10 protein-coding genes are annotated in these 11,071 nt (G+C 66.6%); 2 read left to right on the top strand and 8 right to left on the bottom strand.

The genetic code is table 11. The features are described from left to right. Nucleotides 1–149 precede the first annotated feature (149 nt). The 4 genes from gltX to VFT73_RS08340 are packed head-to-tail and all read right to left on the bottom strand — an operon-like array spanning nt 150 to nt 3,860. Nucleotides 150–1,481: a glutamate--tRNA ligase gene (gene gltX / locus VFT73_RS08355; RefSeq protein ID WP_326409812.1), complete on the bottom strand. Its 1,332-nt coding sequence runs from the start codon at nt 1,479–1,481 to the stop codon at nt 150–152. Beyond that, the gene (locus VFT73_RS08350) at nt 1,478–1,897 is read right to left on the bottom strand and encodes a type II toxin-antitoxin system VapC family toxin (RefSeq protein ID WP_326409811.1); all 420 of its coding nucleotides are present in this window, start codon (nt 1,895–1,897) and stop codon (nt 1,478–1,480) included. Before VFT73_RS08350 ends, gltX begins: the two co-directional genes overlap by 4 nt. After that, on the bottom strand, nt 1,894–2,154 hold the full coding sequence (locus tag VFT73_RS08345) for a type II toxin-antitoxin system prevent-host-death family antitoxin (protein ID WP_326409809.1): 261 nt from the start codon (nt 2,152–2,154) through the stop codon (nt 1,894–1,896). Before VFT73_RS08345 ends, VFT73_RS08350 begins: the two co-directional genes overlap by 4 nt. Before the next feature lie 50 nt (nt 2,155–2,204). After that, complete coding sequence (locus VFT73_RS08340; protein ID WP_326409807.1) at nt 2,205–3,860, bottom strand: NAD+ synthase; 1,656 nt, start codon at nt 3,858–3,860, stop codon at nt 2,205–2,207. 96 nt (nt 3,861–3,956) lie between these two features. Between VFT73_RS08340 and VFT73_RS08335 the strand changes: the two genes are divergently transcribed. Next, entirely contained in the window at nt 3,957–4,892 is a 936-nt protein-coding gene (locus VFT73_RS08335; protein WP_326409806.1) for a ribose-phosphate pyrophosphokinase, read from the top strand. On the opposite strand, the gene VFT73_RS08330 is transcribed toward VFT73_RS08335, so the two are convergent. Next, a complete protein-coding gene (locus VFT73_RS08330; RefSeq protein ID WP_326409805.1) occupies nt 4,893–5,153 on the bottom strand; it encodes a hypothetical protein in 261 nt (86 codons plus the stop codon). A 134-nt stretch (nt 5,154–5,287) separates the two neighbouring features. Here VFT73_RS08330 and VFT73_RS08325 point away from each other — a divergent pair, with 134 nt between their 5' ends. Beyond that, nucleotides 5,288–5,587: a hypothetical protein gene (locus VFT73_RS08325; RefSeq protein WP_326409803.1), complete on the top strand. Its 300-nt coding sequence runs from the start codon at nt 5,288–5,290 to the stop codon at nt 5,585–5,587. A gap of 14 nt (nt 5,588–5,601) precedes the next feature. Here the strand turns inward: VFT73_RS08325 and VFT73_RS08320 are convergent, their stop codons facing one another. The 3 genes from VFT73_RS08320 to rpoC form a co-directional block, all read right to left on the bottom strand. After that, a complete protein-coding gene (locus VFT73_RS08320; protein ID WP_326409802.1) occupies nt 5,602–6,474 on the bottom strand; it encodes an alpha/beta hydrolase in 873 nt (290 codons plus the stop codon). A gap of 76 nt (nt 6,475–6,550) precedes the next feature. Continuing rightward, nucleotides 6,551–6,853, bottom strand: a complete 303-nt coding sequence (locus VFT73_RS08315; RefSeq protein WP_326409801.1) for a hypothetical protein — start codon at nt 6,851–6,853, stop codon at nt 6,551–6,553. 118 nt (nt 6,854–6,971) lie between these two features. Continuing rightward, nucleotides 6,972–11,071, bottom strand: a 4,100-nt coding sequence (gene rpoC, locus VFT73_RS08310) for a DNA-directed RNA polymerase subunit beta' (protein WP_326409799.1), incomplete at its 5' end; no start/stop codon positions are given.

Below are 11,071 nucleotides of genomic sequence, written 5' to 3'. Positions count from 1 at the left end.
GTCGTCGATTTCCCCGCGTTCATCGAGGCGTAGTAGAAATAGAGCTTGGCCACGCATCTTCCTTTGTCATGCCGGACTTGATCCGGCATCCACCTTTCCCTCTGACGGCTGCAAGAAGGTGGACCCCGGATCAAGTCCGGGGTGACGATCTAGCGAGCCGCAGCCTCCAGCCGTGCGATCGCCCGCTCGCGGCCGATCAGGGGCAGCAGGGCGGCCATGTCGGGGCCGTGATCCAGGCCGGTCAGCGCGCGGCGGAGGGGGAGGAACAGCGGCTTGCCTTTGCGGCCGGTCGCTTCCTTCAGCGCGCCGGTCAGTGCGTGCCAGGGGTCGGCGGACCAGTCGATCTGCGCGGCGGCCTCTGCGGCTGCGCGCAGATAGTCGCGGTCCTCGTCCGGCGTGCTTGCTGCGACCGGACCTTCGATCACGTGCCACCAGTCGGCTGCGTCCGAGACACGCTCAAGGTTCGGCCGCACTGCTTCCCAGGCGCGCGCGTCCATGCCGGCGGGCAGGCGTTCTGCGACCTGCTCGAAGCCGAGCAGGTGCACGGTCTGCGCGTTGAGCTTGGCCAGCTCCGCCTCGTCGAAGCGGGCGGGCGCGCGGCCGAACGTAGCGAAATCGAACCGCTCGACCAGCGGCGCCATCGCTGCGACCGGCTCGACCGACAGGCTGGTGCCGATGCGCGCGAGCTTGGCCGCGAGCGCCAGCGGCTCGATCCCGGTCTCGCGCCAGTGATCGACATCTGTCGCGCCGAGCCGCTTCGACAACTTGCCTTCCGCGCCCGTCAGCAGCGCCTCGTGCGCGAAAGTGGGCGACGCAGCGCCCAGCGCGTCGAACATTTGAACCTGCGCGGCGGTGTTCGAGACATGATCCTCGCCGCGCACAACGTGGGTGATACCCATGTCCATATCGTCGATCACCGAAGGCAGATGGTAGAGCCACGAGCCATCCGCGCGGCGGACCACGGGGTCGCTCATCAGCTTCGGATCGAAACGCTGAGGGCCGCGGATCAGATCGTCCCATTCGATCGGCGCGTCGTGATCGAGCCTGAAGCGCCAGTGCGGGCGCTGCCCCTCTCCCTCCAGCCGCGCGCGATCCGCCTCGCTTAGCTTCAGCGCGGCGCGGTCATAGACCGGCGGCAGCCCGCGGCCGAGCTGCACCTTGCGCTTTAGCTCTAGCTCCTGCGGTGTCTCGAAACACGGATAGACGCGGCCGGCATGACGCAGCGCCGCGAACCGCTCCTCGTACAGGGCGAACCGCTCCGACTGCCGCGCCTCGCCGTCCCAGTCGAGCCCCAGCCAACCCAAGTCGGCGCGAATGGCGTCAACGAACCGCTCCTCCGACCGCTCGCGATCGGTATCGTCGATCCGGAGAAGGAACCGCCCGCCCCGCTGACGCGCGAACAGCCAATTGTGCAGCGCGGTCCGCAGATTGCCGACATGGACGCGGCCGGTCGGCGACGGCGCGAAACGGGTGACGATCACGGTAGCACCGGAACAGCAACGCCCTCGGAAAGGGCAGCCTCAACTAGTCTCTTGTCGAGACTGAGCAGACCGGCCGATGAGCGTTTAGCCAATTCCAAGTAGGCTGCGTCATAGAGCGTCAGCCGATGCTTAGAGGCAAGCTGATAAGAGGCGCTCCAGGCACGAGTGCCCGTTTCTGTGTCCAACGCCAACCCCAGTCCGTCCAGCAGCTCAAATGCTTGCTGCGCATCGGCGACAAGAGCACGTCCCCGCCGAACGCCCATCAGGATCAGGTTGGCGACCTCAAGCGGCCAATGCGCGGCCGTCGAGCAATCCTGCGACGCGATCAACGCTTCTATAGCAGGGGTCAAAGTGCTTCGCTCGTCTTCAAAAACCAGTGGCCCGACAACCGAGGCATCAACGACAAGCAGGCTCAACGCTGTCCCTCATTTTTCCAGGCAATCATCTCCTCGATCGTGGCGGTACGGCCCTCCGCCCGCATTTTGGCGCGGAGTTGCGCCAGCCGATCGAGCGCCTCGCGTGCGCGCCGCTGGCGCTCCTCCCGATCTATCGCGGTTGTCAGTTTTGCGGCGGGCTTGCCGTGGCGCGTGATGATGATCTCCTCCCCCTTTTCCGCCGCAGCGATATATTCCGATGCCTTGTCCTTGAACGCGGCGAGAGGCACGTGGCGCATGGCGCATCCTTTCTGGCCAGAATATAGGCCAGAAACTCAGCTCTGTCGACCTACGCCGTCCGGAACGCGTTGGTGATCGGGTAGCGGCGGTCGCGGCCGAAATTGCGCTTCCCGAGCTTGACGCCGGGCGGTGCCTGGCGGCGCTTGTATTCGGCGACGTAGAGCAGGCGCTCGATGCGGGCGACAGTGTCGCGGTCGAAGCCGCGCGCGGCGACGGCGTCGACCGACAATTCCTCCTCCACCAGGCCGTGCAGGATCGGGTCGAGCACATCGTATGGCGGCAGCGAGTCAGAATCCTTCTGGTCGGCGCGGAGCTCGGCCGAGGGCGGCTTGTCGATCACCCGCTCCGGCATCACAGGCCCGTCGCCGCCCAGGCCGAGCGCCGGGCGGTTGGCGTTGCGCCAGCGGCAGAGCTCGAAGACCGTCGTCTTATAGGCGTCCTTCAGCACCGAATAGCCGCCGGCCATATCGCCATAGAGCGTCGCATAGCCGACCGACATCTCGCTCTTGTTGCCGGTGGTCAGCAGCATGTGGCCGAATTTGTTGGAGAGCGCCATCAGGGTGACGCCGCGAGCCCGGGCCTGGATATTCTCCTCGGTCAGATCGGCGGGGCGGCCGGCGAAGCTGGGCGCCAGCATCGCGTCGAAGGCAGCGACGGCCGGCTCGATCGGGACGCTGTCCAGCCGCACGCCGAGCATTCGCGCGCATTCGGCGGCATCGTCGAGCGATTCCTGCGACGTGAAGCGCGACGGCAGCATCACGCACCACACACGGTCCGGCCCGAGCGCATCGACCGCGACCGCCGCCGACAGCGCGCTGTCGATGCCGCCGGACAGGCCGAGCAGCACGCCCGGAAAGCGGTTCGCGTTCACATAGTCGCGCAAGCCCACCAGCATCGCGTGATAGGTGTCGGCCGGATGCGGATCGAGTGCGTGAATTTCGCCCGGCGCACAGCGCCAGCCGCCGGGGCCACGCTCCCACTCGGTCATCACCAGCACCTCTTCCCAGTCGGGCAGCTGGTGGGCCAGCGTGCCGTCGCCGTTCAGCACGAACGACGCGCCGTCGAACACGATCTCGTCCTGCCCGCCGACTCGGTTCAGGAAGGCCAGCGGCAGGCTCGTTTCGGCGACGCGATCGGCGGCGATCTGGCCGGTGCGCAGATCATCCTTGTCGATCTCGTACGGGCTGCCGTGCGGCGCGATCAGCAGCTCCGCGCCCTGTTCCTTCAGATGCGCGCAGACGGGCGGGAACCAGATATCCTCGCAGATCGGCAGGCCCAGCCGGATGCCGCGCCAGTCGATCGGCTGCGGCAGCGGCCCGGGCGTGAACCAGCGCTTTTCGTCGAACGTGCCGTAGTTCGGCAACTCGTGCTTGCGTGTCGAGCCGACGATGCGGCCGCCATCGAGCAGGTTCAGCGTGTTGTAGAGCCGGTCGCCCTCTGCCCGGACGGTGCCGACGATCATCGCCGGACCGCCGTCCGCGGTGGCCTCGGCCAGCCGCTGCAGATGCTCCTCGGCGCGGGCGTGGAGCGCCGGCTTCAGGATCAGATCCTCGGGCGGATAGCCGATCAGCTGCAGCTCCGGGAACACGACCAGGTCGGCCCCTTCGGCCTTGCTTCGCCACGCCAGCATCGTGTCGGCATTGCCGGCGATATCGCCGACGCGCTGGCTGATCTGGACAAGGGCGATACGGAGCCGGTCGGTCATGCGGCGCATCTAGGGCGGATGCTCGCGACAAGGAAGGGTTCCCGTCCGGGCCTCGGCGATCTAAAGCCGCGACAGAATCGTGACAGCGGGACGCCCATGAAACTCCTATCCGGAAACGCCAACCTGCCGCTCGCCCAGGCGATCGCGGAGTATCTGGAGCTGCCGCTGACCGAAGCGAGCGTGCGCCGGTTCGCCGACGAGGAAGTGTTCGTCGAAATCCACGAGAATGTCCGCGGCGAGGATGTGTTCGTGGTCCAGCCGACCGGCTTTCCCGCGAATGACAATCTGATGGAGTTGCTGATCTGCATCGACGCGCTGAAACGGGCGTCGGCGAAGCGGATCACCGCGGTCGTTCCCTATTTCGGCTATGCCCGGCAGGACCGGAAGCCGGGGCCGCGCACGCCGATTTCGGCCAAACTCGTCGCCAACCTGATCACGGTCGCAGGGGCCAACCGGGTGTTGTCGGTCGACCTGCACGCCGGCCAGATTCAGGGCTTTTTCGATATCCCGACCGACAATCTCTACGCGGCGCCGGTGATGTCGGCCGACATCCTCGCCCGCTTTCCGGCGCAGAACCTGATGGTGGTGTCGCCGGACGTCGGTGGCGTCGTCCGCGCCCGCGCGCTCGCCAAGCGGCTCAACAACGCGCCGCTGGCGATCGTCGACAAGCGCCGCGAGCGCCCCGGCGAATCCGAAGTGATGAACATCATCGGCGACGTCGCCGGACGCTTCTGCATCCTGGTCGACGATATCGTCGATTCGGCCGGCACGCTGTGCAACGCCGCCGCCGCCCTGCGCGAGGCAGGCGCGGAGGATGTCGTCGCCTATGTCAGCCACGGCGTGCTGTCCGGCGGCGCGGTCGCCCGCGTCGACGGATCGCCGCTGACCGAGCTCGTCATCACCGACTCGATCGCCGTGACGGACAGCATCGCCCAAGCGAAGCGCATCCGCACCCTCACCATCGCGCCGCTGCTCGCCGAGGCGATCAAGCGGATCGCCGACGAAAGCTCGGTCTCGAGCCTGTTCGACTGATTACGGGCTGGCCGGCGATTCGTCGTCGTCGCTGTTCACCGCCGCGAGCACGCCGATCGCAGCGATGCCGGCCAGGATCGCGAGCGCGATGACGCCGCCCGAGCCGCCTGCAAGCTGACTGTCGCCTTCCGCCGCGCCGGCGCGCGCATGCGCGATCGACAGCTTGGCCGCCGACGAAGCGGTCTGGGCGATTGCTGCGCCCGGCATGGCAGCAACCATGCTGCCGGCGATCAGGGCGGAGGTCAGAGACTTGATACGCATGCGCGACTCCCTTTCATTGTGCCGGGCGTGAACGAGAGAATTGGAAACGGGGTCCGCTCAATGCGGCGGATGCTTTCGGTCGCGCGACGGGCCGGGTGCTTGCACCGACCCGCGCCACTGGGCAGGGCGCACCGATGCGGGTGAGCGACATCTGGACATTGCCGCGGGCGATCCGGCTCGGTCTGATCGCGGGCGGGATCGCGCTGCTGCTCTGGCCGGCCCATGCGGTCAGCCCGGAACGCGTCCGCCCCGCCTTCATCGCGGCGCTTGCGGCAACGGCGGCCGGCGGCGCCTCGATCCTGTGCATGAGCCTCGCCGACCTGCTGATGGTCAGACGCGACCGCCGGATCCTGCCGGCGCGCGTCTTCGACCTGGCACTGGGTCTGGCGCTGACGCTCCCTCCGGTGCTGGCGCTGATCGACCTGCTCGCCTGACGGGCGACCCCTTCCTAGCCGGCGGCCAGCTCCGGTTGCCGGGCAGCAGATGGGGCAGCAGGCTCGGCTGACAGGAACGCCAGCAGATCGCGGTTCAGCCGCTCGGACGCGGTGGCGAACAGGCCGTGGGGCTCGCCTTCATATTCGATCAGCCGCGCGTGCGGGATGCCGCGGGCGGCGGCGCGGGCGCTGGGGTCGATCGGCACGGTCTTGTCGCCGGTGCCGTGGATGATCAGCGTCGGGACGCCCGCGAAAGACGGCAGGTCGGGGCGGAAGTCGGTGCGGCCGAACGCGTCGACGCAGTCGATCGTCGGCTTCGGGCCTGCCATCATCGCCAGCGTGAAGGTCCAGTCGAGCAGGCCCTGGCTGACCGGGCTCGACACCCAGCCGACGCCGTAGAATTGCTTGCCGAAGGTCTGCAGGAAATCGAACCGGTCCTTCCGGATCTGCGCCTTCATCTCATCGAACACGCCGGCATCGACGCCGTCCGGATTGTCGTCGGTCTTCAGCAGATAGGCGACGACCGAGCTGACCAAAGCGGCGCGTGCGATCTTGGCCGAGCCATGGCGCGACAGGTAGCGCGCGACTTCGCCGCCGCCCATCGAAAAGCCGACAAGGCTGACGCGGTCGGCCCCGCAGCCATCGATCACCGCCGCCAGATCGTCGGCGAAGATGTTATAGTCGTAGCTGGTACCGCAGTGGCCGGAGAGGCCGAAGCCGCGCCGGTCATAGGTGATGACGCGGTAGCCCGCCTCCAGCAGCGCCAGCGTCTGATATTCCCACATATCGCCGGTCAGCGGCCAGCCGTGGATCAGCACGACCGGTTCGCCCGATCCCATGTCCTTGACGTGCAGCTTGGTTCCGTCGCGGGCTTCGACATAGGCCATGATGGTCCTCCCTCGAGCGTGTGCTGCCCGAACGGGTCACGCCTGCGACTGTTCCGCGGGAATGGGCTGACGAAACCTAGCGCGCCGCGTCGTGATCGCCGTGCGCGCGCTTCTCGGCCGTGTCGCGGCCGACCAGTTTGCTGAACATGCTGTCCTCGTCATAGATCAGCGCCAGCTCGGCCTCGTCGAACTGCTTGAAGAATTCGTCCCAGCCGATCTCCGTCAGCGCGCCATGCTCCGACTGTTTGCTGTCGGGAAACATCAGGCGGACGATGCCGGTGTCGCCGCCCTGATGGGTGCTTTCAACCGCGGCGGGCTTGCCGCCCTTGCTTTCGGCCCAGCGGCGGATTTCGTCATGGTCGGTAGTGGTCCTGGACATGGCTGCGCCTTTCATCGGATGTGCTGCCCGAAAGACGCGCCGGCTTTTGCCCAAGTTCCGAAAAAGAAAGGGCCCCGGCGTTGCCGCCGGAGCCCGTCTTTCGCTCTGAAGCCCGAGCTTACTGCTCCAGGTAATCGCCGGCGGCTTCGTCGCTGCCGTCGCCGCTGACCACGGCAACACTCAGCGGATCGTCGCCGCTGTCGTCCTCGACCGGACGGCGCAGCTCGGCAGCGTGCTCCTCGGCGGCGCTGTCGGGCGCGACCAGCGAAGCCTGCCAGTCGCGATGCGCCGCACGAAGCGCCGCGTCACGGCTGGACGCCGCCACACGGAGGCGGTTCATGCCCGCACCGGTGCCTGCCGGGATCAGACGACCGACGATGACATTCTCCTTCAGCCCCTGGAGCGTGTCGGTCTTGCCCTGGACCGCCGCCTCCGTGAGGACGCGGGTGGTCTCCTGGAACGACGCGGCCGAGATGAAGCTGCGGGTCTGCAGGCTCGCCTTGGTGATGCCCAGCAGCACCGGCTTGCCCTCGGCCGGGCGCTGGCCCGGCTGCAGCTTCGCGTTGACCTCGTCCATCTCCTCGCGGTCGAGCTGTTCGCCCTTCAGCAAGGTGGTGTCGCCGTCCTCGGTGATCTCGACCTTCTGCAGCATCTGACGAACGATCGTCTCGATGTGCTTGTCGTTGATCTTCACGCCCTGCAGTCGATAGACCTCCTGGATCTCCGACACGAGATATTCGGCAAGCGGCTCGATGCCGAGCACTTCCAGAATGTCGTGCGGATCGGGCGAGCCGCCGATCAGGTTGTCGCCACGCTTGACGTAGTCGCCTTCCTGAACGTCGATCACCTTCGACTTCGGCACCAGATATTCGACGACCTCGCCGCCATCTTCCGGCTGGATGCCGATCTTGCGCTTCGCCTTATAGTCCTTGCCGAACACGACACGGCCCGAGACCTTCGCGATGATCGCGTTCTCCTTGGGCTTGCGCGCCTCGAACAGCTCGGCGACGCGCGGCAGACCGCCGGTGATGTCGCGGGTCTTGGCGGCTTCGCGGCTGGCGCGGGCCAGCACGTCGCCGGCCTGAACCTGCTGGCCGTCCTCGACCGACAGCGTCGCGCCCGGCGCCAGCATATAGCGGCCCGCCTCGCCCGACGTCTCGTCGAGAAGCGTGATCCGCGGACGCAGATCCTCCTTCGACTTGGACGTCGCGCGATATTCGGTCACCACGCGCTGGGCGATGCCGGTCGCTTCGTCGGTCTGCTCGACGAGCGTCTTGCCCTCGATCAGGTCCTGGAACTTCACCACGCCGGCCTTTTCGGTGATGATCGGCATGGTGAACGGATCCCATTCGGCGATCCGCTCGCCCTTCTGGACGATATGGCCGTCGGCCAGCAGCAGGTTGGCGCCGTACGGGATACGGTGCGTGGCCCGCTCGCGGCCGTCCATGTCGAGGATCGCGAGCTCGCCGTTGCGGGCGAGCGCGATGGTGCGGCCGCGGCTGTCCACGATCGTCGGCAGGTCGCGATATTCGATCCGGCCATCGCTGACCGCTTCGAGGTTCGACTGCTCGTTCAGCTGCGCCGCGCCGCCGATGTGGAAGGTCCGCATCGTCAGCTGGGTGCCCGGCTCGCCGATCGACTGCGCCGCGATCACGCCGACCGCTTCGCCGATGTTGACCGGCGTGCCGCGAGCGAGGTCGCGTCCATAGCAGGCGCCGCAGACGCCGCCCTTCGATTCGCAGATCAGCGGCGAACGGATGCGCACCGACTGGATGCCGATCTCCTCGATCCGCGCGATCATCGCTTCGTCGAGCAACGTCCCTTCCGCGACCAGCACTTCGTTGGTCTTGGAATCGACGATGTCCTCCGCGGTGGTGCGGCCGAGCACGCGCTCGCCGAGCGACGCGATGGTGGCGCCGCCCTGGACGATCGCCTTCATCTCCAGCGCCCGTTCGGTGCCGCAATCCTCTTCGACGACGACGCAGTCCTGCGACACGTCGACGAGACGGCGGGTCAGGTAACCCGAGTTCGCGGTCTTCAGCGCGGTGTCGGCCAGGCCCTTGCGGGCGCCGTGGGTCGAGTTGAAGTATTCGAGGACGGTCAGGCCTTCCTTGAAGTTCGAGATGATCGGCGTCTCGATGATCTCGCCCGACGGCTTGGCCATCAGGCCGCGCATGCCGGCGAGCTGCTTCATCTGGGCCTGCGAACCGCGGGCGCCGGAATGGGCCATCATGTAGATCGAGTTGATCGGGGCGAGACGGCCGTTGTCGAGCCGCGGCGTCGCCTTGATCTCCTCCATCATCGCATTCGCGACCTGGTCGCCGCAGCGGCTCCAGGCGTCGATCACCTTGTTGTACTTTTCCTGCTGCGTGATCAGGCCGTCCTGATACTGCTGCTCGTAATCCTTGACGAGGTCGCGGGTCTCATCGACCATGCGGTCCTTCGTGGCCGGGATGATCATGTCGTCCTTGCCGAACGAGATGCCGGCCTTGAACGCGTGACGGAAGCCCAGCGCCATGATCGCGTCGGCGAACAGCACCGTCTCCTTCTGGCCGGTGTGGCGATAGACCACGTCGATGACGTCGCCGATCTCCTTCTTGGTCAGCAGGCGGTTGACGGTCTCGAACGGCACCTTGTGCGACTTGGGCAAGGTTTCGCCCAGCAGCATGCGGCCCGGCGTCGTCTCGTACCGCTTCATATAGGCGACGCCGTTCTCGTCGGTCTGCGGCACGCGGCTGACGATCTTGGAGTGGAGCGTCACCGCACCGCTGTCGAGCGCCTGGTGCACCTCGGCCATATCGGAGAGGAGCATGCCCTCGCCCGGCTCGCCGTCGCGCTCCATCGACAGGTAATAGAGACCCAGCACCATGTCCTGCGACGGCACGATGATCGGCTTGCCGTTGGCGGGCGACAGGATGTTGTTGGTCGACATCATCAGAACGCGCGCTTCCAGCTGCGCCTCGAGGCTCAGCGGGACGTGCACGGCCATCTGGTCGCCGTCGAAGTCGGCGTTGAACGCGGCGCAGACCAGCGGATGAAGCTGGATCGCCTTACCCTCGATCAGCACCGGCTCGAACGCCTGGATGCCGAGGCGGTGGAGCGTCGGCGCGCGGTTCAGCAGCACCGGGTGCTCGCGGATCACCTCGTCAAGGATGTCCCAGACTTCCTTGCGTTCCTTTTCGACCCACTTCTTGGCCTGCTTCAGCGTCATGCTGAGGCCCTTGGCGTCGAGGCGGGCGTAGATGAACGGCTTGAACAGCTCCAAGGCCATCTTCTTCGGCAGGCCGCACTGGTGCAGCTTCAGCTCCGGACCGGTGACGATAACCGAGCGGCCCGAATAGTCGACGCGCTTGCCGAGCAGGTTCTGGCGGAAGCGGCCCTGCTTGCCCTTGAGCATGTCGGAGAGCGACTTCAGCGGACGCTTGTTGGCGCCGGTGATGGTGCGGCCGCGGCGGCCATTGTCGAACAGCGCATCGACCGCTTCCTGCAGCATGCGCTTTTCGTTCCGGACGATGATGTCCGGCGCGCGCAGCTCCATCAGCCGCTTGAGGCGGTTGTTGCGGTTGATGACGCGGCGATAAAGGTCGTTCAGGTCCGACGTCGCGAAGCGGCCGCCGTCCAGCGGCACCAGCGGGCGCAGCTCCGGCGGGATCACCGGCACGACGTTCAGGATCATCCATTCCGGGCGGTTGCCGGATTCGATGAAGCTCTCGACGACCTTCAGCCGCTTGATGATCTTCTTGGGCTTCAGCTCCGATTTGGTGGTCGCCAGCTCTTCGAGCAGCTGGACGCGCTCGCCCTCCAGATCGAGATTTTCGAGCATGATGCGGACCGCCTCGGCGCCGATGCCGGCGGAGAAGGCGTCCTCGCCATACTCGTCCTGCGCCGAGAGCAATTCGTCCTCGGTCAGCAGCTGGTAGCGCTCAAGCGGGGTCAGGCCCGGCTCGATCACCACATAGGCTTCGAAATAGAGGATGCGCTCCAGCTGCTTCAGCTGCATGTCGAGCAGCAGGCCGATGCGCGACGGCAGCGACTTCAGGAACCAGATATGCGCGACCGGCGCGGCCAGCTCGATATGGCCCATCCGCTCGCGCCGAACCTTCGACTGGATGACCTCGACGCCGCACTTCTCGCAGACGATGCCCTTGTACTTCATGCGCTTGTACTTTCCGCACAAGCACTCGTAGTCCTTGATGGGGCCGAAGATCCGGGCACAGA

Origin of the sequence: Sphingomonas sp. (assembly GCF_035758555.1) — a bacterium.
Lineage (GTDB): Bacteria > Pseudomonadota > Alphaproteobacteria > Sphingomonadales > Sphingomonadaceae > Sphingomonas_B.
Note: the sequence above shows the minus strand (reverse complement) of the source record. Positions and strands in the feature narration are given on the sequence as shown.